Origin of the sequence: Lentzea sp. NPDC051208 (assembly GCF_040682435.1) — a bacterium.
GTDB classification, from domain to species: Bacteria; Actinomycetota; Actinomycetes; order Mycobacteriales; family Pseudonocardiaceae; genus Lentzea; species Lentzea kristufekii.
Map to the genome: position 1 here is coordinate 89,629 of NZ_JBFBAW010000004.1, position 22,393 is coordinate 112,021.

General features: G+C 69.0%; 19 protein-coding genes and 1 pseudogene. 13 read left to right on the top strand and 7 right to left on the bottom strand.

Annotation, left to right across the window (positions count from 1 at the left end):
- Nucleotides 1-50 precede the first annotated feature (50 nt).
- Nucleotides 51-821, top strand: a complete 771-nt coding sequence (locus AB0M48_RS10695; protein WP_363838695.1) for an IclR family transcriptional regulator — start codon at nucleotides 51-53, stop codon at nucleotides 819-821.
- On the opposite strand, the gene AB0M48_RS10700 is transcribed toward AB0M48_RS10695, so the two are convergent.
- Nucleotides 818-1,189, bottom strand: coding sequence for a hypothetical protein (locus AB0M48_RS10700; protein ID WP_363838699.1), 372 nt, complete (start codon nucleotides 1,187-1,189; stop codon nucleotides 818-820). The genes AB0M48_RS10695 and AB0M48_RS10700 overlap by 4 nt on opposite strands.
- Nucleotides 1,190-1,590: 401 nt before the next feature.
- On the opposite strand from AB0M48_RS10700, the gene AB0M48_RS10705 reads away from it, so the two are divergent.
- The 4 genes and pseudogenes from AB0M48_RS10705 (at nucleotide 1,591) to AB0M48_RS10720 (ending at nucleotide 6,481) form a co-directional block, all read left to right on the top strand.
- Nucleotides 1,591-3,957: an FAD-dependent oxidoreductase gene (locus tag AB0M48_RS10705; RefSeq protein ID WP_363838703.1), complete on the top strand. Its 2,367-nt coding sequence runs from the start codon at nucleotides 1,591-1,593 to the stop codon at nucleotides 3,955-3,957.
- A complete protein-coding gene (gene solA / locus AB0M48_RS10710; RefSeq protein ID WP_363838706.1) occupies nucleotides 3,954-5,054 on the top strand; it encodes an N-methyl-L-tryptophan oxidase in 1,101 nt (366 codons plus the stop codon). The genes AB0M48_RS10705 and solA overlap by 4 nt, the downstream gene beginning before the upstream one ends.
- Nucleotides 5,051-6,162 (top strand): annotated as a pseudogene (locus AB0M48_RS10715) (aromatic ring-hydroxylating dioxygenase subunit alpha). The gene solA and the pseudogene AB0M48_RS10715 overlap by 4 nt, the downstream one beginning before the upstream one ends.
- A 40-nt stretch (nucleotides 6,163-6,202) precedes the next feature.
- Nucleotides 6,203-6,481, top strand: coding sequence for a hypothetical protein (locus AB0M48_RS10720; protein WP_363838709.1), 279 nt, complete (start codon nucleotides 6,203-6,205; stop codon nucleotides 6,479-6,481).
- 3 nt (nucleotides 6,482-6,484) lie between these two features.
- Here AB0M48_RS10720 and secA2 read toward each other — a convergent pair whose 3' ends face one another.
- The 5 genes from secA2 to AB0M48_RS10745 form a co-directional block, all read right to left on the bottom strand.
- A complete protein-coding gene (gene secA2, locus AB0M48_RS10725; RefSeq protein WP_363838712.1) occupies nucleotides 6,485-8,770 on the bottom strand; it encodes an accessory Sec system translocase SecA2 in 2,286 nt (761 codons plus the stop codon).
- Between the two features lie 70 nt (nucleotides 8,771-8,840).
- Entirely contained in the window at nucleotides 8,841-9,233 is a 393-nt protein-coding gene (locus tag AB0M48_RS10730; protein ID WP_363838715.1) for a PIN domain-containing protein, read from the bottom strand.
- Complete coding sequence (locus tag AB0M48_RS10735) at nucleotides 9,230-9,550, bottom strand: hypothetical protein (RefSeq protein ID WP_319988688.1); 321 nt, start codon at nucleotides 9,548-9,550, stop codon at nucleotides 9,230-9,232. Before AB0M48_RS10735 ends, AB0M48_RS10730 begins: the two co-directional genes overlap by 4 nt.
- A 58-nt stretch (nucleotides 9,551-9,608) precedes the next feature.
- Nucleotides 9,609-10,865: an MFS transporter gene (locus tag AB0M48_RS10740; protein WP_363838720.1), complete on the bottom strand. Its 1,257-nt coding sequence runs from the start codon at nucleotides 10,863-10,865 to the stop codon at nucleotides 9,609-9,611.
- 54 nt (nucleotides 10,866-10,919) lie between these two features.
- A complete protein-coding gene (locus AB0M48_RS10745) occupies nucleotides 10,920-14,012 on the bottom strand; it encodes a carboxyl transferase domain-containing protein (RefSeq protein WP_363838723.1) in 3,093 nt (1,030 codons plus the stop codon).
- 133 nt (nucleotides 14,013-14,145) lie between these two features.
- Here AB0M48_RS10745 and AB0M48_RS10750 point away from each other — a divergent pair, with 133 nt between their 5' ends.
- Complete coding sequence (locus AB0M48_RS10750) at nucleotides 14,146-14,925, top strand: sporulation protein (protein WP_363838727.1); 780 nt, start codon at nucleotides 14,146-14,148, stop codon at nucleotides 14,923-14,925.
- Nucleotides 14,926-15,040: 115 nt separating this feature from the next.
- Nucleotides 15,041-15,313, top strand: a complete 273-nt coding sequence (locus AB0M48_RS10755) for a GlsB/YeaQ/YmgE family stress response membrane protein (RefSeq protein WP_363838730.1) — start codon at nucleotides 15,041-15,043, stop codon at nucleotides 15,311-15,313.
- On the opposite strand, the gene AB0M48_RS10760 is transcribed toward AB0M48_RS10755, so the two are convergent.
- Entirely contained in the window at nucleotides 15,306-15,929 is a 624-nt protein-coding gene (locus AB0M48_RS10760; protein ID WP_363838735.1) for a TetR/AcrR family transcriptional regulator, read from the bottom strand. The genes AB0M48_RS10755 and AB0M48_RS10760 overlap by 8 nt on opposite strands.
- 92 nt (nucleotides 15,930-16,021) lie before the next feature.
- Between AB0M48_RS10760 and AB0M48_RS10765 the strand changes: the two genes are divergently transcribed.
- From AB0M48_RS10765 to AB0M48_RS10790, 6 genes are read left to right on the top strand one after another with little or no spacing between them, the layout of a single operon-like run.
- Nucleotides 16,022-17,167 carry an acyl-CoA dehydrogenase family protein gene (locus AB0M48_RS10765; protein ID WP_090069354.1) on the top strand — a complete coding sequence of 382 codons (1,146 nt, stop codon included), beginning with the start codon at nucleotides 16,022-16,024 and terminating at the stop codon, nucleotides 17,165-17,167.
- Between the two features lie 10 nt (nucleotides 17,168-17,177).
- Nucleotides 17,178-18,374 carry an acetyl-CoA C-acetyltransferase gene (locus AB0M48_RS10770; RefSeq protein WP_363838740.1) on the top strand — a complete coding sequence of 399 codons (1,197 nt, stop codon included), beginning with the start codon at nucleotides 17,178-17,180 and terminating at the stop codon, nucleotides 18,372-18,374.
- Complete coding sequence (locus AB0M48_RS10775; protein WP_363838744.1) at nucleotides 18,374-19,132, top strand: glucose 1-dehydrogenase; 759 nt, start codon at nucleotides 18,374-18,376, stop codon at nucleotides 19,130-19,132. Before AB0M48_RS10770 ends, AB0M48_RS10775 begins: the two co-directional genes overlap by 1 nt.
- Nucleotides 19,133-19,146: 14 nt before the next feature.
- A complete protein-coding gene (locus AB0M48_RS10780) occupies nucleotides 19,147-20,274 on the top strand; it encodes a hypothetical protein (RefSeq protein ID WP_363838747.1) in 1,128 nt (375 codons plus the stop codon).
- A gap of 5 nt (nucleotides 20,275-20,279) precedes the next feature.
- Nucleotides 20,280-21,698 carry a substrate-binding domain-containing protein gene (locus AB0M48_RS10785; protein WP_363838750.1) on the top strand — a complete coding sequence of 473 codons (1,419 nt, stop codon included), beginning with the start codon at nucleotides 20,280-20,282 and terminating at the stop codon, nucleotides 21,696-21,698.
- The gene (locus tag AB0M48_RS10790) at nucleotides 21,685-22,392 is read left to right on the top strand and encodes a hypothetical protein (RefSeq protein ID WP_363838754.1); all 708 of its coding nucleotides are present in this window, start codon (nucleotides 21,685-21,687) and stop codon (nucleotides 22,390-22,392) included. The genes AB0M48_RS10785 and AB0M48_RS10790 overlap by 14 nt, the downstream gene beginning before the upstream one ends.
- Nucleotide 22,393: the final 1 nt, after the last annotated feature.

The window sequence follows — 22,393 nt, forward strand, 5'->3', positions numbered from 1 at the left end:
CGCCGTCAAGAGTTCAGCCGGTTGTTTTGCCTGCCGGTTACTGTTGCGCGATGAGCAACTCCGAGTCGGCAGCTCAGGTGCAGTCCGTGGACAGGGCCATCAGCGTGCTCGAACTGCTGGCGCAGGGCGAGGCCGGTATCACCGAAATCGCTGGTGAGCTGGGTGTGCACAAGTCCACGGTGTCCAGACTCGTCTCCGTGCTGGAGTCGCGTGGCCTGGTCGAGCAGCTCGGTGAGAGAGGCAAGTACGCCATCGGTTTCGGGGTGGTGCGCCTGGCCGGCGCCGCCACCGGTCGCATGGACCTGACCAAGCTCGGCCAGCCCGTCTGCCAGACCCTCGCGGACTCCTTCGGCGAGACCGTCAACATCGCCGTGCACGACGCCGGCGTCGCCATCAACATCACCCAGGCCCGCGGCTCAGCGGCCGTCTCCGCCGTGAACTGGATCGGCCAGCGCACACCCCTGCACGCCACCTCGTCCGGCAAGATCCTGCTCGCCCACCTGCCGCCGGACGAGCGCAAGCGCTTGGTGTCGCTGCCGCTCGACTCCTACACCGAGAACACGCTCGTGGACGGCGACCGGTTGCTGGCCGAGCTGGAGACGGTCGCGTCGCAGGGGTTCGCGGCGTGCTTCGAGGAACTGGAACTGGGCCTGCACGCCGTCGCCGTCCCGGTGCGCGGGCACCGTGGCGAGGTTGTCGCGGCGATGAGCGCTTCCGGGCCGTCGTACCGGTTGTCGCGGCAGCGGGTCGCGGAGATCGTGCCGGCCATGTCGGCGGCGGCGGCCGATCTGTCGGCGCAACTCGGTTATTTCGCCGGCTAATACCAATCTGGAGCTGTCCAGCGCCAGTCGTCCAGGTCCGGCCAAAGGGCCTTCAGATCAGGGAGCCCGAGGTGCCGGGTTCCTTGATCTCGATCACGCGGCGGGGTCCTCTCTCCCGCAAAGCCCTGTGCATCGGCTCGACGCCGGGGCCGTCGTCCCATCGCCGGGGTCTGCAGCACCAGCAGGCCCTCCGGCACGTCGCCGTCGATCTGCGGGTCCCACAGCGGCCGCCTGCTGCCCCAGCGCTCCTCGAGCCGGCGGGCCCAGGACGCGGCCTCCTCCTCGCCGAGCACGCGGCGGTACGGCAGCGGCTCGACCGCGAGGTCGCGGTCGACCCAGCCCCTGACCGACTCCGGAACCGCTCGCATTCCGCGCTGGTCGCGTCCCGCTCGCCGCTGTCGGAAGGCCAGTGGTCCAGCGCGGCCGTGGCGAGGGCGGCGGCGAGCGTTCTGAGCGGCGGCAGGTCGTCGAGGTCCAGATGATCGACCGCCTTCTGGATCGTCAGCGGCCGTGACTCCGCCATGCCCAGGCGGCAGCTTTCGAGGCGGCTCATCAGGTACCGGCGCGCCATCGTGTGCAGGCTGATGGAGTCCGAGCGCGGATTGTGCTGGACGTTTGCGGTACCGACCTCCTCATTTGCCCGCTTCACAGCGCCGTCCGAGGTCGGCCGCGCGAACGGCGGTATTGACAGCGGGACGCGTCGGCCGCAACTTGTTGCAGATAGCGGAACGAGTTCTGTTACTCGCAACTGCGGCGAAGGGGTGTCCTGATGCCTGGTGCAGTGCCTCGCGTGGTGCTCGTGGGGGCGGGGATCGTCGGGTGCGCGCTGGCCGACGAGCTGACCGAACGGGGCTTCACCGACGTCACGGTCCTCGACCAGGCAGCGGGCATAGCGGCGGGCGGGTCCAGCGCTCACGCGCCCGGCCTGGTCTTCCAGACGAACCCGTGCCGCAGCATGACCGCCTTCGCCCGCTACACCGTCGAGAAGTACACGGCGCTGGGCTGCTTCGACCAGGTCGGCGGCCTGGAGATCGCCACCGGCCCCGAACGGCTCGCCGACCTGTCCCGCAGGCACGGCTGGGCCACGTCGTGGGGCGTGCCGAGCCGGCTCATCGACGCGGACGAGGTCGCGCGCCTGCACCCGTTGCTCGACCGGGAGCAGGTGCTCGGCGGGTTCCTGATTCCGGGCGACGGGCTCGCGCAGCCCGTTCAAGCCGCCGAGATCCAGGCACAGCGGGCCATCGGACGAGGGGCGCGGTTCGCCTTCGGGCAGAAGGTCGTCGCGGTCGAGACCTCGGGCGACCGGGTCACCGGGGTGCGGACCGAGACCGATCTGTTCCCGGCCGACGTCGTGGTGTCGTGCGCCGGGATGTGGGGGCCGTTGCTGGGCGAGATGGTCGGGCTGACCGTTCCGCTCGTGCCGATGGCCCACCAGTACGTGTTCACCGGCGACCTGAACACCGACGCGGAGGCGTTGGCACGCCGGCCGATCCTGCGGCACCAGGAAGCCGACCTGTACTTCCGCTCGCACGGCAAGGCGCTGGGCATCGGCGCGTACGGGCACCGGCCCATGCCGATCGCGGCGCACGACATCACCGGCTCGGAGCTGCCGTTCACCGAGGAGGACTTCGAGGCGTCCTGGGCGTCGGCCGTCGAGCTGATCCCGGCGCTCGCGGAGGCCGGGGTGGACCGCGGGTTCAACGGGCTGTTCTCGTTCACCAGCGACGGGATGCCGTTGCTGGGCGAGCACCCGGCGCTCCAGGGCTTCTGGGTGGCGGAGGCGGTGTGGATCACGCACTCCGCGGGCGTGGCGCGGTCGATGGCCGAGTGGATCGTGGACGGGCAGCCGGAGCTGGACCTGCACTCGAGCGACCTCAACCGGTTCGAGCAGGTGCAGCTCGCGCCCGACTACGTGCTGGAACGCAGCTGCCAGAACTTCGTCGAGGTCTACGACGTGCTGCACCCGTTGCAGCCCATGGAGAGCCCGCGGCCGATCCGCACGAGCCCGTTCCACGGCCGGCAGCAGGAGCTCGGCGCGTTCTTCCTGGAGGCGTCGGGCTGGGAGCGGCCGCACTGGTACGAGGCCAACGCGGGCCTGCCCGAGGTCGCCGAGGTGCCCGCGCGGAACGAGTGGGCGAGCCGGTTCTGGTCGCCGATCTGCGGGGCCGAGGCGCTGGTGACGCGCAAGCGGGTCGCCCTGTTCGACATGACGCCGTTGAAGCGGCTGGAGGTCGGCGGGCCGGGAGCGCTGGAGTTCCTGCAGCGCATGACGACCAACAACCTCGCCCGCAAGCCCGGCGCCGTCGTCTACACGCTGCTGCTGGACGAACAGGGCGGCGTGCGCAGCGACCTGACGATCGCCCGGCTCGGCGCGACGACGTTCCAGGTCGGCGCCAACGGCAACCTCGACCTCGACTGGCTCACCCGGCACGCGCCGGACGACGTCTTCATCAAGGACATCACGGCCGGAACGTGCTGCATCGGCCTGTGGGGTCCGCTGGCACGCGATCTCATCAACGACATCTCGCACACTTTGGACACTCAGAAGGGGTACTTCACCGCGCAGCGCGCGTTCATCAAGAACGTGCCGGTGACGGCGCTGCGACTGTCCTATGTGGGCGAACTGGGCTGGGAGCTGTACACCACCGCGGACCTCGGCCCGAAGCTGTGGGACACGCTGTGGGAGGCAGGGCAGCAGCACGGCGTCATCGCGGCCGGGCGCGGCGCGTTCAACAGCCTGCGCCTGGAGAAGGGCTACCGGTCGTGGGGCACGGACGTGACGACCGAGCACGACCCGTTCGAGGCGGGGCTCGGGTTCGCGGTGCGCCAGGACAAGGAGTTCCTCGGCAAGGGATCGCTGCACAACCTCACCTCGACCAAGAAGCTCACCTGCCTCACGATCGACGACCCGCACAGCGTCGTGCTGGGCAGCGAACCCGTGTTCCACCAAGGAGAACCGGTCGGCTACGTGACGAGCGCGGCCTACGGGTACACGACCGGCCTCAACATCGCCTACGCCTGGCTGCCCAGCGAGATCGACGACGAGGTCGAGATCGAGTACTTCGGGCAGAAGGTCAAGGCCCGCCCGGCGAGGGAACCGTTGTTCGACCCTGAGATGAAGCGGCTTCGCGGGTGACCTGCGACGTCATCGTCATCGGGCTCGGCGGCATGGGCAGTGCCGCCGCCTACCGGCTCGCCCAGCGCGGGAAACGCGTGCTGGGACTGGACAGGTTCACGCCCGCGCACGCGCTGGGGTCGAGCCACGGCGGGTCGCGCATCACGCGGCAGGCGTACTTCGAGGACCCCGCGTACGTGCCGTTGCTGCTGAGGGCCCACGAGATGTGGGACCAGATCGAGCGGGACAGCGGCGAGCGGATCTTCCACCGCGTCGGCGGGATCATCGTCGGCGGTCCGGACAGCGGCGCCATCACGGGTAGCCGGGCGAGCGTCGAGCAGTTCGGCCTGAGACACGAACTGCTCGACGCGTCCAGAATCCGCGAGCGCTTCCCGGCCCTGCGGCCGGCGCCGGACGAAATCGGGCTGTACGAACCCGGTGCGGGCTTCGTCGTGCCGGAGACGTCTGTCCAGGCCCACCTGGCGCTCGCCCGGCGTGCGGGTGCCGATCTGCGCTTCGAGGAGCCGGTGACGCACTGGGAGCCCGGCAGGGTCACCACGACCCGCGGGAGCTACGAGGCCGGGCACGTCGTGTTGTGCCCCGGCCCGTGGGCACCGGAGTTGTTGGGCGACCTGGGAGTCCCGTTTGAGATCGAACGTCAGGTCCAGTTCTACTTCACGCCGGACGACCCCCTCGCCGGCTACCCGATCTACATCTGGGACCGCGGCACCGGCTTCTACGGCTTCCCCGAGCACGACGGCGCCGTGAAGGTGGCGTTCCACCACGGCGGCGAGCTTTGCACGCCCGAGACCATCGACCGCACGGTGCACGCCCGCGAGGTCGAGGCGATCGCGAACGCCACCAGGTCCCCGATGCCCGGCCTCGCCGGCACGTTCCAGCGCGCCGCGACCTGCATGTACACCAACACCGCCGACCGGCACTTCGTCATCGCCCGGCACCCGGAGCACGACGACGTGACCGTGGCGTGCGGCTTCTCGGGGCACGGCTTCAAGTTCGTGCCCGTCGTCGGCGAGATCCTCGCCGACCTCACGATCGACGGGGCCACGCGGCACCCGATCGCCCTGTTCGACCCTGCTCGCTTGAGAGGCGGAGCATGACAGGCAGCCTGATCTCGACCCTCGAAGGCCGCTACTACACCGATCCCGCGATCTTCGCGCGGGAGCAGGCCGCCATCTTCGAGGAGATGTGGTTCTGCGCGGTCCGTTCCGGCGACCTCCCGAACGCCGGCGACTTCCGCACGGTGCAGGTCGGACGGGAGAGCGTGCTGATCGCCCGTGACCGCAAAGGGGGCCTCAACGCGTTCCTCAACGTGTGCAGGCACCGCGGCGCACGCATCTGCGTCGACGAGGCCGGCAGCGTCAAACGGGCGTTCCAGTGCCCTTACCACGCCTGGACGTACGCGTTGGACGGCAACCTGATCGCCGCACCCAATCTCACCTCAATGCCGGACGTCGATCGCGTTGCGTACGGACTCACCAAAGTGCGTTTGCGCGAATGGCTCGGCTACGCATGGGTGAATCTCGCCGACGATCCTCCGAGCTTCGAGGCCGACGTGCTGAGTGCCGTCACCGAACGTTTGGGCACGCTCGACGCGATCGACGGCTACGAGATCGACCAGTTGTCCGTGGGCAAACGAATCGTCTACGACGTGAAGGCCTCCTGGAAGCTCATCGTCGAGAACTTCATGGAGTGCTACCACTGCGCGACGATCCACCCCGAGCTCACCGAGGTGCTGCCCGAATTCGCCGACGGTTACGCGGCGCAGTACTACGTCGGGCACGGCGCCGAGTTCGGCGACGAGATCAAGGGATTCACCGTCGACGGCAGCGAGGGGTTCGAGAGACTCTCGGCGCTGGAAGAGGATCGCGACAGGAAGTACTACGCCATCACCATCAAACCGCAGGTGTTCGTCAACCTCGTGCCGGACCACGTGATCGTGCACCGCATGTACCCGCTGGCGGCGGATCGGACGGTCGTCGAGTGCGATTGGCTCTACGCCAAGGAAGTGGTCGACACCGGCCGTGACGTCTCTCGCTCGGTCGAGCTGTTCCACCGGGTGAACGAACAGGACTTCGAAGCCTGCGAGCGATGTCAGCCCGCGATGGCCCACGTGCTTATGCACATGGTGGGGTGCTGGTGCCCTCGGAGCACCACATCGGCGGTTTCCACGACTGGCTCGTCCGGAAACTCGAATCAGCCGACTAGGGGATCGACGCGTCACCCGTGCACGCGAAAGCTTGCACAGGTGATTGAGCAGACCGATTTCCTGTTCCCGAACGGGGAACACGAGCATTTGCGTCGCATCCGGCTGCTGGCCGAGCGCGCGGAACGGACGGCACACGACAGGTCCAACTTCGTCGGACCACCGCCGTCGCAGGAGCACCTCGACATCCTCGCGGAGATCAAGAAGCTGACCGCCGAGATGTTCGCGGCCGCCACGAAGCCTGCGAAAGCCAGGCGGGCCGAGACGTTGCCCCGGCCCGCCAGACCCGCGGACGACCTCATCGTCCCCAGAAAGAAGTGATCGTCAGCGGCGCTGCCCGCGGACCATCTTGACCAGACCCTTCATCGACTCCTCCAGTCCGGAGCCGAACGGGTTGTCGTGCACCAGGTAAGTCCACGTCGAGCTCGGGCGCTTCACCCCGGCGTCGGCGAGGTCGTAGCCGTCGTCGGTGATCTTGATCGCCTCGTACTTCTCCGAGGTGCGCTCCCACGACTCCGGCACGATCTTGTTGAACGCCGGGATGGCCTCGCGGTGGAACTCGTCCAGCGGGTTCTGCCGGGCCAGCGCGCGCAGGTGGATGCCCTCGCGCAGGTCCGACAGGAACGTCAGGTGGTGCGTCCACAGGTCGTCCAGGAAGAACAGCGTGATCTTCCGGGCGACCTCGGCCGCCACCTCGTCGGACACGCCTTCCTTCTTGCCGACCTTCTCGAACGCCGCGTCGGTGCGCAGGACGACGTCGCGGTGCTTGAGCAGGATGTCGCGCTGGTGCTCGATCAGCTTGTTGTAGCGCCAGGTGTTGCGGTGGATCTCCAGGTTCACGCCCTCGGCCACGCGCTGGGCGTGCTCGAAGGTGTGCAGCAGGCCCTTGTCGTGCACCCGGCCGTCGTTGTCCACTTCGGACGGATCCTCGGCGTCCGGCGCGTACTGCGTGATCAGCTCGTCCTGCATGGACGAGAAGAACACCGAACCGCCGGGGTCGCCCTGACGGCCCGCGCGGCCGCGCAGCTGGTCGTCCAGGCGTGACGACGAGTGGCGCCCGGAGCCGATCACGTACAGGCCGCCGAGCTCGGCGATCCGGTCGTGGTCCTCGCCCTCGTGGCCACCGAGACGGATGTCCGTACCGCGACCGGCCATCTGGGTCGAGACCGTGATGCGCTGGTACGAACCGGCGTCCGCGATGATCGACGCCTCCTCGGCGTCGTTCTTCGCGTTGAGCACCACGCACTCGATGCCGGCCGCGCGCAGCTTGGAGGAGATCCGCTCCGACTCGGCGACGTCGAGCGTGCCGACGAGGATCGGGCGACCGGTCTCGTGGACGGTCTTGATCTCCTCGACGATCGCGTCTTCCTTCTGCTCCAGCGTCGCGTAGAGGCGGAAGTGCTCGTCCTCGCGGATGTTCTCCTTGTTCGGCGGGATCACGAGCACTTCCAGCTCGTAGAACTCCCGCAGCGTCTCGGCGACGGCGACGGCGGTACCGGTCATGCCGCAGCGCGTCGGGTAGCGAGACAGCAGCGCCTGCACCGTCATCGAGTCGAGGATCTCGCCCGACTCGGTCGTCTGGACGTTCTCCTTGGCCTCGACCGCGGCCTGCAGGCCGTCCGGCCACCGCTGCAGCTTCGCGACACGGCCACGCGTGTCGTTGATCAGGTGCACCTTGCCGTCACGCACGATGTAGTCGACGTCGCGGTGCAGCAGCACCTGCGCGTGCAGTGCCACGTTGACCTTCGACAGCGTGGACGTGACGTGCTCCTGCGAGTACAGGTCGATCTCGCCGAGCGCCCGCTCGACGGCCTCGGAGCCCGCACCCGTGAGGAAGACGTTGCGCTCCTCGTCGTCGATCTCGTAGTGCAGGTTCTGGCGCAGCCGCTTCACCAGGTCGGCGATGACGGGGTCGGCCGCCTCCGCGCTGGTCGAGCCGGCCAGCACCAGCGGCACGCGGGCCTCGTCGACGAGCACCGAGTCGGCCTCGTCGATGAGCGCGACCTCCGGCTCGGGCACGATCAGGTCGTCGGGGCTCGTGACGATCCGGTCGCGCAGGATGTCGAAGCCGATCTCGCTGACCGGCGCGTACGTGACCTCGCGCTGGTAGGCCTCGCGGCGCTCCTCGGCCTTCGAGCTGCCGTTGATCCAGCCCACGGTGACGCCGAGCAGCCCGTACAGCGGGCCCATCCACTCCGCGTCGCGCTGGGCGAGGTAGTCGTTGACGCTGACCACGTGGACGCGCTTGCCCTTGATCGCGAACCCGGCCGCGGCCATGGCGCCCGCGAGCGTCTTGCCCTCACCGGTCGCCATCTCGACGACGAGCCCGCTGAGCATGCCGAGCGCACCCAGGACCTGCACGTCGAACGGACGCTGCCCGATGGCGCGCTCCGCGGCCTCCCGCGTGAGGGCCACGAGCTCGGTGTCAGTGCTCTCCTCGCGCAGCTTCGCGGCGTGAGCCGTCAGCTCCTCGTCGCTGAACGCCTTGAACTTCTCGGCGTGTTTCTCCACGTCCGCGAGCATTGCCTGGAACGGGGCGAGGTCGACTGAGCCCGGTTTCTGCGCGAACCTGCGCATCCGCTGCTTGAAGCGCGCCATGAGAGTGGTCACGACGCGCCAACGTACGGCATCGGCTCCAGGTTCCGCAGAGGTCTTGACTGTGAAGGCCCGATTTGTCCGATCAGACGACGATGAGTGGAACCCTCACACCTACGGCATCGGCGAGCTTCCCCAGGTCGCCGGGGTCTGAGGTCAGCACGGCGCAGTTGTGGCTGACGGCCGCGATGACGACAGCCGCGTCGACCACGTCGGACGTTCCGGCGATGGCGAGCAGTCTGCCGACTGCTTCCGCCACGTCCTCGGTGAACGGGACGGGCTTGCACATCCGGCGCAGCATTGCCACCGGTGCCTGCCTCGCGGTTCCGCGCCACACCTGAGCCAGTACAACGGTCGGCAGAAGCGCGCGGGAGCCCGAATCAAGGGCGTCACGGCATGCTCCGTACACGCGCCCCCTGGGGTTTCCTTCGACCTGGATGAGCGCGCCGGCATCCAAGATGAGGCCACGCGCGCTCAACCCGCTCGCCTTTCCTCCGGCAGACCCAGAAGCCGTGCCAGCGCTGCGGCACGGGCTGCGGCGTCCGCCGGGGACTCGGCGGCCCCGACGCCTGCTTCCGCGAGTTCTTCGCGGATCTGCTCGAGTTCGGCCGGATCGGGCTCGCCGAACTGTGCCGCGTAGTCCTGGGCGGCTGCCTGGGCCTCGGCGAGATCCGCGGCGGCTTCCGCTGCCTCCGCGAGCCAGGCGGACAGCGGCACTCCCGCTCGGTCAGCCGCCCGTCGTGCCCTGGCGGCGACGACGCCCGGCAAAGACACACTCAACTTCTCTACCGCCATGTTCCTGATGGTAACGCGATTGGTGCTACCAAAGTAGCACCAATCGCGCCGGTGTTGATCAGGCCCGTTCCGTCTGGTGGGTCTCCGGCAACTTGAACACCGACACCAGCGTGAACAGACCCATGACCAGCAAGAACGCCGACACGGACATCGAGGTCCCGGTCGCGCCCAGCAGCGCCGTCATGACGAACGGCGTGCCGCCGCTGACCAGGATCGACGCCAGCTGGTACGCGAGAGAAGCACCCGAGTACCGCACGTGAGCCTCGAACAGTTCACCCAGGTAGGCGGCGATCGGCCCGTACACGAGAGAGGACGCGATGCCTCCGACCGTGTTCGCGACGAACAGCAACAACAGCGAGGCCGTGTCCACGAGCAGGAAGTACGGGAACGCCCACACGATCATGCCGATGGTGCCCGCGATGATCAGCGGACGGCGGCCGAGGCGGTCCGACGCGTGCCCGGCCCAGAGGATGACCGGGATGCTCACGAGGGACGACAGCATGCTGACGACCAGCACCGACTCGCGGGCCAGGCCGAGCGTGGTGGTGGCGTAGGACAGGACGCCCGCGATCGACACGTAGAAGATCGCGTTGGACGCGAACATCAGGCCCGCGCCGAGCAGGATCGGCTTGCGGTGGGTCCGCAGAGCCTCCTTCAGCGGTGCCTGCGCCACGACCGGTCCCGACGCACGCCGTTGCTGCAACTCGCGGAAGACCGGGCTGTCCTCGACCTTGAGCTGGATGAACAGCACCACGGGGAACAGGAGCGCGCTCGCGAGGAACGGCACGCGCCAACCCCACGACGCGAACGCCTCGGGCGACAGAGCCGTCGTGGCGCTGATGAAGGCGACATTGCCCAGCAGCACGCCGATAGGAACGCCGGCCTGACCGAACGTGCCCGCGAAGCCGCGCTTCTTCGGTCCCGCGGTCTCGGTCAGCAGCAGGACCACGCCGCCCCACTGCCCGCCGACCGCGATGCCCTGCAGGAAGCGCAGCACCACCAGCAGGATCGGCGCCCCGACGCCGATGGACGCCGTCGTGGGCAGCAGGCCGATGAGGAACGTCGCCGCCGCCATCAGCCCGAGGCAGATGACCAGCGCCGGCTTGCGGCCGACCTTGTCGCCGACGTGCCCGAACACCAGGCCGCCGAGCGGGCGCGCGATGAAGCCCGCCCAGAACGTGCTGAACGACAGGAGCAACGCCACGATCGGCGTCGCCTCGGGGAAGAACAGCTTCGGGAACACCAATGCCGCGGCGGTCGCGTAGATGAAGAAGTCGTACCACTCAAGACTCGAACCGACGAGCCCGGCTGCCATGAGCCGACGTAAGGTCTTCTGTTCCGCAGGGGCGACGCTGACCACGGATTCTCCTCACCACGTGTCGATGAACTGGCGTTTCTTCCCTTGTGAGCGGGAAGTCGAGGGGGCCAGCGCCGTGGCGATCCAGCGGCGCGTGTCGGCCGGGTCGATCACGTCGTCGATCTCGAAGACCGAAGCGACGTTGAGGGCTTTGCCGTGCTCGTAGGCCATCGCGACCATCTGGTCGTAGCGCTGCTTGCGCTCGTCCGGGTCCGAGATGGCGTCGAGCTCTTTCCGGAAGCCGAGTTTGACGGCGCCTTCGAGGCCCATCGGGCCGAACTCGCCGGTGGGCCACGAGACGGCGAACTGCGGCACCTTCAGGCTGCCCGCCGCCATGGCCTGGGCGCCGAGGCCGTACGCCTTGCGCAGGATCACGAGTCCGAAGGGGACGGTGAGGTTGGCCCCCGTCACGACCATGCGGGTGAGGTGGCGGACGGTGGCGGTGCGCTCGGCGTCCGGGCCGACCATGAAGCCCGGGGTATCGCACAGCGAAACGATCGGGAGGTCGAACGCGTCGGCCAGTTGCAGGAAGCGGGCGCACTTGTCGGCGGCGTCCGCGTCGATCGCCCCGCCCAGGACGTTCGGGTCGTTGGCGATCAGGGCGACGGGGCGGTCTTCGATCCGGACGAGGGCGGTGACGATGGCCTTGCCGAAGCCCTGACGGAGTTCGAGGACGCTGCCGGTGTCGGCGAGGGTGGTGATGAGGGCGCGGATGTCGTAGGCGCGGAGGCGGTTCTCGGGGACGGCGTGGCGGAGGAGGCGCTGGTCCGCGCAGTTCCACGATCCGAAATTGTCGGTGCTGTCTGGGAGAATTGTTTTTAGGGGTTCCCCCGAGGGCGCTGGCGAAGGCTGCGCACTCGGCGAGGGGACGCCTGCGGGAGCTTGGAGGCCTGCGGGGGCCTGGAAGCCAGTGGGGGCTTGGAAGTACGAGAGGTACTTCTTCGCGACGGCGACGGCCTCCTCCTCCGACCCCACCGCGATGTCCACCACGCCATTGGGCACCTGCACGTCCAACGGCCCGATGTCCTCGGGCCGGAACGTGCCGAGCCCACCGCCCTCGATCATCGCCGGGCCGCCCATGCCGATGTTCGCGCCCTCGACCGCGATGATCACGTCACAGGTGCCCAGCAGCACCGCGTTGCCCGCGAAGCACCGCCCCGCCACCACGCCGATCAACGGCACCTGCCCGCTCAGCTGTGCGAACGCGTGGAACGAGCCGCAGTCCAGGCCGCTGACCATGCTGTGGTCGGTATCGCCGGGCCGTCCACCGCCACCCTCGGCGAACAGCACCACGGGCAGGTTCTCCTGCTGTGCCAGGGCGAACAGCCGGTCCTTCTTCTGATGGTTGCGCATGCCCTGAGTGCCGGCCAGTACGGCGTAGTCGTAGGACATCGCCACGACCCGTTGGCCGTTCACGACGCCAATGCCGGCCACCATGCCGTCCGCGGGCGTGCGTTCGATCAGGTCCTCGAGCGACCGGCGCTGGCGTTGCGCGGCGATCGCGAGGCCGCCGTACTCGACGAACGACGAGCAGAGGTCCGCGATGTTCTCGCGGGCGGTCCGCCCGCCCCGGGCGTGCCGGCGCGCGGCGGCTTCGGGGCGGTCGAAGTCGTGCCGTGCCAGCACTTCCGCCAGGTCCGGCCGGACGTGGTCCAGGTCTGCCTCGGCGACGTCCTCGGCCGCCTCGCCGGCTCCGGAGGCCAGCAGCTGACCCTCGGTCACGGTGTCGCCGACCGACACCAGCACGTCGCCGGACACCCGCACGACGTGCTGCATCTTCATGGCTTCGAGCACGACGGAGCCGGGATCGACGGCGACCACCGTGCCCGCCAGCGGCGCTCGCATGCCCGAGACCGGCTCCTCGGTCACGAAGTCGGTCGTCGCACCGACGATGTCCTGCTCCAGCAGGGTCTTCAGGAACTCCAGGTTCGTGGCGACGCCCTCGACCCGGAACTCGCGCAACGCCCGCCGCGCCCGGTTCAGGGCGACGTCCAGGTCCTCGCCGTGCACGACGAGCTTCGCGAGCAGCCCGTCGTACCGCGTGCCGACCCGGTAGCCGACGTACCCGTGCGTGTCGACGCGGACGCCGGGCCCGGCGGGCAGCCCGAACGACGTCAGCACGCCGCCCGAGGTCTGGTTCAGGCGCACCTGCACGGCCGCGCCGCGGTCGTGGGGCGTGAAGTCCACGTCGCCGCCCCAGGCGAGCAGCAGCTGGGTGCGCACGAGGTCCACTCCGGACACCATCTCGGTGACCGTGTGCTCGACCTGCAGCCGCGGGTTGACCTCCAGGAACGCGAACGAGTCCCCGGACACCAGGAACTCGACCGTGCCGACGCCCTGGTAGTCCACGGCGACCGCGATCGCCGCAGCGGCCTCGTGCAGCGCCTTGCGCAGCAACGGGTCCAGCAGGGGAGCGGGCGCGATCTCCACGACCTTCTGGTGCCGCAGCTGCAGCGAGCAGTCGCGGTCGCCGATCACCGACGTCCCGACGAGCTGCACCTCGATGTGCCGGGCGGAGGGCATCAGCCGTTCGAAGTAGACATCGCCCACCCCGAACGCCGCCAGCGCCTCCGCCCGGCACGCCTCGACCGCACTGTCGAGGTCCTCGGGCCGCAGCACGGCCCGCATGCCCTTGCCGCCACCACCGGCGACCGCCTTCACCATCACCGGGAACTCGCCGGGCGCCGCGTCCAGCACCGGGATCCCCAGCGACGCCGCCAGTTCCCGCGCTCGCCGCTTGTCACCGAGCAGTTCCAGAACGTCAGCGGACGGCCCGACGAACGCGAGCCCGCGCTCCGAACACGCCTGGGCGAACGCGGCGTTCTCGGAGAGGAATCCCCACCCCGGATGCACGGCCTGGCACCCCTCGGCCGCGTCCAGCAGCTGGTCCACGTCTAGGTACGGCGAGGGCCCGCGCAGCGCCACGGCGCGGTCCGCGAGGGTCACGTGGAGCGCCGAAGCGTCGTCCTCCGCGTACACCGCCACGGTGCGAATGCCCAGGTCAGCGGCGGCGCGCAGGACGCGGACAGCCACCTCACCCCGGTTGGCGACGAGCAGCACGGGCAACCTCCTGAGCGACCGCTTAGTATGTGACGGCGGTCGCATGTTGCCATCTGAAGTGAACGGAAGTCCATACGGAACCGATCGGGGTACTGAGGCGTCAACGGAACACTTCGCCGCAAATGGGCGATCCAGTTGGCAGACTCCCCGCAAACAGCAAGGGCTTCAGGAGGCCGCAGTGGTGTTCAAGAGGATGATGCGCGCGTTCGGCGTGGGCGGGCCGACTGTCGACACGGTGCTGACGAACCCCAACGTCAGGCCCGGCGAGGTGCTGTCGGGTGAGGTGCGCATCGCCGGCGGCGAGCACGCGGCCGAGATCGACCACGTCACGCTCGCGCTGCTCACCCGCGTCGAGGTCGAGAGCGGCGACAACGAGTACAACACCAACATGGAGTTCCACAAGTTCTCCGTGGGCCAGCGGATCGTCGCCCAGCCGCACCAGAACCTCTCGCTGCCGTTCCAGGTGCCGGTGCCGTTCGAGTGCCCGCTCAACGTCGTGGGCGGCATGCAGCTCAACGGCATGCAGCTGGGCCTGCGCACCGAGCTCGAGGTGCGCGGCGCCGTCGACCCCGGTGACCTCGACCCGATCTGGGTGCACCCGCTGCCGTCGCAGGACGCCGTGCTCCAGGCGTTCGGGCAGATGGGCTTCCGCTTCACGAAGGCGGACAACGAGCGCGGCCGCATCCACGGCGTGCCGCAGCAGCTGCCGTTCTACCAGGAGATCGAGTTCTACCCGCCGCCGCAGTTCGCGGGCCGTGTCAAGCAGGTCGAGCTGACCTTCGTCACGACGCCGGGCGAGCTGCACGTGGTCCTGGAAGCCGACAAGCGCGCCGGGCTGCTCCGCGCGGGCGGCGACGCGTACGGCCGGTTCGCCGTGTCCCACCAGCAGGCCGTTGGCACCGACTGGACCGCGACGATCAACCAGTGGATGAGCCAGGTCTCCGGTAGCCGCTGGTAGTCATCGGCAACCGGGTGTACCGCTCGCCGATCTCGAGCTGCGGATCTTGCCGAGTGACGGGATGATTTTTCCCGAGATCCCCGAGCGCATCGGGGTGTAGCGGGAGGAGGCGTCCGTGACCGTCGAAAGCATTATCGGCGCGCTCATCATCGGTCTGATCCTGGGCCTGCTCGGCAAGCTGTTCGCACCCGGAAAGCAGGCCATCCCGATCTGGCTGACCATCCTGGTCGGCATCGCGGCCGCGTTCATCGGGTCGTGGATCGCGCGGCTGCTCGGCGTGGAGGACACGCCCGGCATCGACTGGATCGAGGTGATCGTCCAGATCGTCGTCGCCGCGGTCGGTGTCTCGGTCGTGGCAGGCGTGTACGGCAGGAAATCGGTCAGGTAGCCGGGCGGACCATCCTGAGGACGAGGTCGGCGTACATCGCGCCGATCTCGTCCGGGGTCCGCCTGCCGCCAGGCTGGTACCAGCGCGCGACGTCGATGCACAGCGACAGCACGGCCAGGGTCGCGCCCTTGAGGTCGGGGACGTCGAACACGCCCTCCTCGACGCCGGCCGCGATGTAGGACCGCATCCGCTGCTCGATCTGCCGGCGCAGCTCCGCCACCTCCGCGTGGTGTTCCGGGGAGAGCGCGCCGAGCTCGTACTGCACCACCCGCGCCGTCGTGTGGAACTCCGCGTGCCAGCCCGCGAACGCCGACACCGCGTTCTTCAGCCGCTGCACCGCGCCGTCGCCCTGGATGCTCGACAGCAGCGCCAGCGACGTCTCGTGACCGACGAGCGAGATGTTGAAGAGCAGCTCCTCTTTGGACCGGTAGTGGATGTACACGGCCGCGGGGGACATTCCGGCCAGCGAAGCGATGTCACGGGTCGTCGTGGCGTGATATCCCTTGGTCGCGAACGCCTGGACGGCGGCGATGAGCATCCGGCGGGCGGCGTCCGGGGTCACGGTGCGCCAGGTCTCGTCGAGCAGTGAGAACCCGTCCAGTCCGGTCGTCGTCATCGGGCCGCTCCTCGCGTGTTGACAGGTGATGGATCGTACTGCACGCTAAGCGGGCGCTTAGCTCTAAGCAACCGCTTAGTATGGAGGTAGTCGTGCAGCGGACGCTGTTCAACGAGGATCACGCCGCGTTCCGGGAGTCGGCGAAGGCGTTCGTCGAGCGCACGATCACGCCGAACGTCGAGAAGTTCATCGAGCAGCGGGTGATCGACCGGGACGTGTGGCTGGAGGCCGGCCGTCAGGGCCTGCTGGGCCTCGAGATCCCCGAGGAGTACGGCGGCAGCGGCGCGAACGACTACCGCTTCAACACGGTGTTCGCCGAGGAGCTCTGCCGGGTCAACGCCGCGGTGGCCTCGTCGCTGGGCATCCACGGCGACGTCGTGGCGCCCTACCTCGTCGACCTGTGCACCGAGGAGCAGAAGCAGCGTTGGCTGCCCGGCATGTGCACCGGCGAGATCAAGACCGGCATCGCGATGACCGAGCCGTCCGGCGGCTCCGACCTCGCCGCGCTGAAGACCAACGCCGTGCGGGACGGTGACGACTGGATCCTCAACGGCTCCAAGACGTTCATCACCAACGGCTACACCGCCGACATGATCGTCGTCGCGGCCCGCACCGACCCGTCCAAGGGCGCGCGCGGCATCACGCTGTTCGCCGTCGAGAACGGCATGCCCGGCTTCGAGCGCGGCCGCAAGCTCGACAAGGTCGGCCAGCACCCGTCCGACACCGCGGAGCTGTTCTTCTCCGACGTGCGGCTCTCGCAGGAGCACGTCATCGGCGAGGAGGGCCAGGGCTTCATCTACATGATGGAACGCCTGCCGCAGGAGCGGATCGGCGGCGCCATCTCGAACCTGGCGCACGCGCAGGGCGTCTTCGAGGAGACGCTGGAGTACGTCAAGGAGCGCAAGGCCTTCGGCCAGGCGATCGGCAAGTTCCAGCACAACAAGTTCCTGCTCGCGGAGCTGCGCACCAAGCTCGACGTCTCGCAGGCGTTCATCGACACCCTGACCATGCAGCACGTTCGCGGTGAACTGAGCTCGGTCGAGGCGGCGCAGGCGAAGTACTGGAGCGCCGACATCGAGAACGAGGTCATCGACGCCTGCGTGCAGCTGCACGGCGGCTACGGCTACATGACCGAGTACCGCGTCGCCCGCGCGTGGATGGACGCCCGCGTCACGAAGATCTGGGCGGGGTCCAACGAGATCATGAAGGAACTCATCGGCCGCGACCTGGGCCTGTAGGAGGTTTTCCATGGCTGAGGCAGTCATCGTCTCCACGGCCCGGTCGCCGATCGGCCGTGCCCGCAAGGGTTCTCTCGTCTCGCTGCGGCCGGACGACCTGGCCGCGCAGGTGATCGCGGCGGCGCTGGGCGACATCCCGGCTTCGGAGATCACCGACCTGCACCTCGGTTGCGCCGAGCCGCAGGACGAGCACGGCCAGAACATCGCGCGCCGCGTGGCGGTGCAGCTGGGCCACGACAACCTCCCCGGCACGACGGTCAACCGGTTCTGCGCGTCGTCCGTGCAGACCGCGCGGATGGCCTTCCACGCCATCAAGGCGGGGGAGGGCCACGGGTTCATCTCGGCCGGCGTCGAGTGCGTCTCGCGGTACATGCACTCGGGTGTGCCCTCGTTCAATCCGCTGTTCGACGAGGCGCAGCAGCGCACCCAGGACACGGCCGCGTCCAACGCTCCGTGGACCGACCCGCGGCTCGACGGCAAGCTGCCCGACTACTACATCGCGATGGGCCAGACGGCCGAGAACGTCGCGACGCAGATGGGCATCTCGCGGCACGACCAGGACGAGTTCGGCGTGCGGTCGCAGAACCTCGCCGAGAAGGCGATCGCGGACGGGTTCTTCGCCCGTGAGATCACGCCGGTCACCCTGCCCGACGGCACCGTCGTCTCGACCGACGACGGTCCGCGCGCCGGGGTGACGCTGGAAGCCGTCTCGCAGCTGAAGCCGTCGTTCCGGCCCGAGGGCACGATCACGGCCGGCAACTGCTGTCCTTTGAACGACGGCGCGGCCGCCGTGGTGATCATGAGCGACGTGCGGGCCCGCGAACTCGGGCTGACCCCGTTGGCGCGCATCGTGTCCACGGGTGTCTCCGGTCTGTCGCCGGAGATCATGGGCCTCGGCCCCGTCGACGCCACGAAGCAGGCGCTCGGCCACGCCGGTCTGTCCATTTCGGACATCGACCTGGTGGAGATCAACGAGGCGTTCGCCGTCCAGGTGCTCGGCAGCCAGCGCGCACTCGGCATCGACATCGACAGGCTGAACGTGCACGGCGGCGCGATCGCGCTGGGCCACCCGTTCGGCTCGACCGGTGCGCGGATCATGACGACGCTGATCAACGGCATGCAGGCCCGCGACGCCCAGTTCGGCCTCGAGACGATGTGCGTCGGCGGCGGCCAGGGCATGGCGATCATCCTGGAAAGGCTTTCTTGATGGGAATCCTGGACAAGTTCCGCCTGGACGGGAAGGTCGCGATCGTCACCGGCGCCTCCTCGGGCCTGGGTGTGGCGTTCGCGAAGGGGCTCGCGGAGGCCGGCGCGGACGTGGTGCTCGCCGCTCGCCGCGCGGACAAGCTGAAGGACACGGCCGCCCTGGTCGAGGCCGCCGGACGGCGCGCCCTGGTCGTGCAGGCCGACGTCTCGCAGCCCGACGACTGCCGTGAGGTCGCTCGAGCGGCGGCGGAGTTCGGTCTGGTGTCGGTGCTCGTGAACAACGCCGGTGTCGCGTCGGCGGTGCCGGCCTCGCGGGAGACGCCGGAGGAGTTCCTGGGCGTCATGGACGTGAACCTCAACGGCGCCTACTGGATGGCCCAGGCCGCTGCCGCCGTCATGAAGTCCGGTGGCTCGATCATCAACATCTCCAGCGTGCTCGGCCTCGTGACCGGCGGTATTCCGCAGGCCGCGTACTCGGCGTCGAAGGCGGGACTGCTCGGCCTGACCCGCGATCTGGCGCAGCAGTGGACCGGGCGCAAGGGCATCCGGGTCAACGCGATCTGCCCCGGTTTCTTCGCCTCCGAGATGACCGACCAGTACCCGCCGGGGTACCTGGAGAAGATGCGGGCGGCGCTTCCGGCCGGACGCATCGGTGATCCCGAAGAACTTGCCGCCGCCGTGGTCTTCCTGGCCTCGCCCGCGGGCGGTTACGTTACTGGCGAGACGCTCGTCGTCGACGGTGGTGCCGTGATCGTCTGACTCCAGGGGGAGCCGTGCGGGAGCCCGAGTTCAAGGTCGTCGACCCGCGAAGACGGTTCCTGCTGTGGTTCGTGCCGCCGTTGGCGGTGTTCGTGTTCGGGCTGGTGATGTTGCTCGTTTCAGGGCACATCACCGGCCCGTTCCGCTCTGTCACGGTGGTGCGGGCGCTGTTCGCCTCCAAGCGCGACTTCTTCCAGGACGAGCAGGTCAAGCGCATCCTGATGGCGCGCGGTTACCAGGTGCACGTGACGCCGATCGGCTCGCGCGACCTGGCGGACAAGCCCGACCTCGACTCGTACCACTTCGTGTTCCCGTCGGGGCACGTGGCGAACGAGCACGTGAAGACGCGCCGCGCGGGCAAGCACGTCGTGCCGTACCGGCCGTTCTTCACCCCGGTCGTGCTCGCCACGTTCCGCGAGTACGCCGAAGCGCTGAAGCAGGCGGGGGTCGCGAAGCCGCACGACTCGAGCGAGAAGCCGCTCTACTACAACCTCGACATGGCCAAGTTCAAGGTTCTGGCCGACGAGGACAAGCGGTGGAACGAACTCGGGCTGACCAACGGCAACCGGGTCATCGTGCAGTCGCCGGATCCCTGCAAGGCCTACTCGGGTGCGACGCTCGTCGGCTTCTTCGCCACCGCCTTCGGCGACGAACCGCCTCAGAGCCTCGAAGCCGCGGAGAAGCTGGCGCTGGACGTCAAGCCGTACGTGGATGCGCAGGGCCAGGCCGGTGAGGACATGGCCCCGAAGTACTTCGTGCCGGAGGGGCGCACGCACGCCGTCATCGCGGTGATCTACGAGCACCAGTACATCGCGTACCAGTTGCGGCAGAAGAGCGTCGACACCGAACGCGTGCTGCTCTACCCGACCAAGCAGCACCAGAGCACGCCCGAGCTGATCTCGTTCACGCCGGAGGGCGACCGGATCGGCGAGCTGATGATGAACGACCCGGACCTGCGCCGGCGCGCGGTCGAGCTGGGTTTCCACTCGCTGAGCTGGAACGGGGAGTCCGCCGACGACTTCGGCACCTACATCTCCGGCCGCGGGCTGCCGACACCGCCGGCCGGTGAGGCGGGCCGGGTGCAGCTGCCCAAGGCGGAGCTGTTCGAGCGGATGCTCGACGTCGTTGGCGAGTGCAAGTGAGGGTGGTGGCAGCGGTTCTGCTGCTCCTGATCACCGCGTGCACGTCGAGCACGCCCCCAGCGGTCCGCCTGAAGATGCTGGCGAGCACGGAACTGGCCGACCTGGGGCCGGTGCTGGCGGAGCTGAGGAAGGCCACCGGGGTCGAGCTGGCGGTGGAGCACCGCGGCACGGTCGAGGTCAGCAGATCGCTCGCCGGGTTCGACCTGGCGTGGCTGTCCACCGCCAGGTTCCTGCGGTTGCGGGGCGCCGAGCCGGAGCTGGCGTCGAGCGTCATGACGTCCCCGGTGGTGCTCGGGGTGAAGCGCGGCAGCCGGGCCGTGCTGGGCGAGCGGCCGACGTGGGCCGACGTCGCGGACCGGGCCGCCCTTGGCCAGTTCCGGTACGGCATGGCCGATCCGCGGGTGTCCGGCGGCGGGATGGCCGCGTTGATCGGTGTCGCGACGGCGGCCGCGGGCACGGGCGCGCCGCTGCGACCCGAGGACGTCAGCTGCGACCGCCTGCAGGGGTTCCTCGCGGGGCGGGCGTTCGACGTGCCGGATCCCGTCGGCGAGTTCGTCCGCCGGTCTGATGTGGACGGATTGGTCGCGCACGAGTCGGAGCTGTTGTCGTTGAACGCTTCCGGACGCCTGGCCGAACCGCTGGAGATCGTCTACCCGCGCGACGGCATCGTGCTGTCGGACTACCCGCTGATGCTCGTCGAGCCCGCGCACCGGGCCGCCTACGACCGCGTCGTGGAGTGGCTGCGATCACCGGCCGCGCAGCAGATGATCGCCGACCGCACGTGGCGCCGTCCCGTCGAACCCTCCGTGGTGCGCAACGAGAAGCTGCGCGCCGACCTCGGCACCGCGCTCTACTTCCCGGACAGCGCCGAGGTGATCGACCGGCTGCTGCTGTTCCACGACCGCGCGGGCGACGGCCGGCAGGTGGTCTTCGTGCTGGACTACTCGACGTCCATGCGAGGTGAGCGGCTCGCCGGGCTGCGCGAGGCGTTCGCGTCGCTCAACGGGTTCGACCGCTTCTACGTCGGCGAGACCGTGACGATCATTCGGTTCGCGGGCACCGTCCTGGAGGAGCGGTCGATCACCGTGCGCGGCCGGGAGGACCTCGACGCGCTGCTGGCCGTCGTCGCGTCCGAGGACCTGCGGGACAACACGGCGATCTGGAGCGCTCTGGAGCGCGGGTTGCAGCTGGCCAAGGGGGAGACGGCGGTGGTGCTGATGACCGACGGCGAAAACAACGCGGGCCCGTCGGTGGACGAGTTCCTGAGGGTCGGCCGGGGAGAGGTGCCGGTGTTCCCGATCCGGTTCGGCGAAGCCTCCACGGCAGAGCTGGACCGGGTAGCGCAGGCGAGCGGCGGCCGCCTGGTCGAGGCGGGCGCGAAGTCGTTGCTGGAGGCGGTGAGGGAGATCCGTGGCTGTCGATAGAGCGCTCTGGTGGTCCGTCTCGTGGGGCTGGATCCTGCTGTGGGCCGCGACGCTGATCGCGCTGGTCGTGGTCGTCGTGCTGGCCTGGCGGTGGCTGCGCCGCCGCGACCAGGGCCCCGAGGTGCCCGGACTGCTGTTCTACGTGCACGGCCAGCGGATGATCAACCTCTGCAAGGTCGGCCGCTACGACGACGCCGTCACCCGGCAGTTCGTCAAGCAGATCACCGTCACCAAGAACGGCAAGCTGCAGGTCGGCCCCAGCGAGTTCGGCATCGGCGTCGACGGCTCGGTGGTCGAGCAGAACACCGACACCTACGAGAAACCGGCCACGGAGATCGACGTCATCGGCGTCGTCCTGGCGGGCCTGCGCGCGGGCCACGGCGTGGTCGAGGTGGACCTGACGACCGCCACGATCAAGGCGGACGAGGCGTGGCGGCGAGGAAGAGCACGACGGCTCAACGACATCCGCGACTACGTGTCGCTGCACGGCCGTTTCGAGGTCGGCGACGGCGACGACCCGGCGGTGCTGCTGGCGCCGGTCGGCGCGCACCGGGTGCGGGTGGAGTGCGACCGAGCGAGCCTGCGCGACACGTTGCCACCGGGCCAGTTCAATGCTCGCTGCCTGGGCAAGGTCCAGTCGTGGAACGCCGCGACCGGTGAGATCGTGGTGCTGCCCGTCGTCGTTTTCCAGTAGA

Excerpts from the sequence above, each read along its gene's own strand:
- AB0M48_RS10775 (WP_363838744.1), top strand. The coding sequence starts at position 18,374 with ATGGGAATCCTGGACAAGTTCCGCCTGGACGGGAAGGTCGCGATCGTC.
- AB0M48_RS10770 (WP_363838740.1), top strand. The coding sequence starts at position 17,178 with ATGGCTGAGGCAGTCATCGTCTCCACGGCCCGGTCGCCGATCGGCCGT.
- AB0M48_RS10735 (WP_319988688.1), bottom strand. The coding sequence starts at position 9,550 with ATGGCGGTAGAGAAGTTGAGTGTGTCTTTGCCGGGCGTCGTCGCCGCC.
- AB0M48_RS10740 (WP_363838720.1), bottom strand. The coding sequence starts at position 10,865 with ATGGCAGCCGGGCTCGTCGGTTCGAGTCTTGAGTGGTACGACTTCTTC.
- AB0M48_RS10700 (WP_363838699.1), bottom strand. The coding sequence starts at position 1,189 with ATGCGAGCGGTTCCGGAGTCGGTCAGGGGCTGGGTCGACCGCGACCTC.
- AB0M48_RS10745 (WP_363838723.1), bottom strand. The coding sequence starts at position 14,012 with ATGCGACCGCCGTCACATACTAAGCGGTCGCTCAGGAGGTTGCCCGTG.
- AB0M48_RS10695 (WP_363838695.1), top strand. The coding sequence starts at position 51 with ATGAGCAACTCCGAGTCGGCAGCTCAGGTGCAGTCCGTGGACAGGGCC.
- AB0M48_RS10705 (WP_363838703.1), top strand. The coding sequence starts at position 1,591 with ATGCCTGGTGCAGTGCCTCGCGTGGTGCTCGTGGGGGCGGGGATCGTC.
- AB0M48_RS10760 (WP_363838735.1), bottom strand. The coding sequence starts at position 15,929 with ATGACGACGACCGGACTGGACGGGTTCTCACTGCTCGACGAGACCTGG.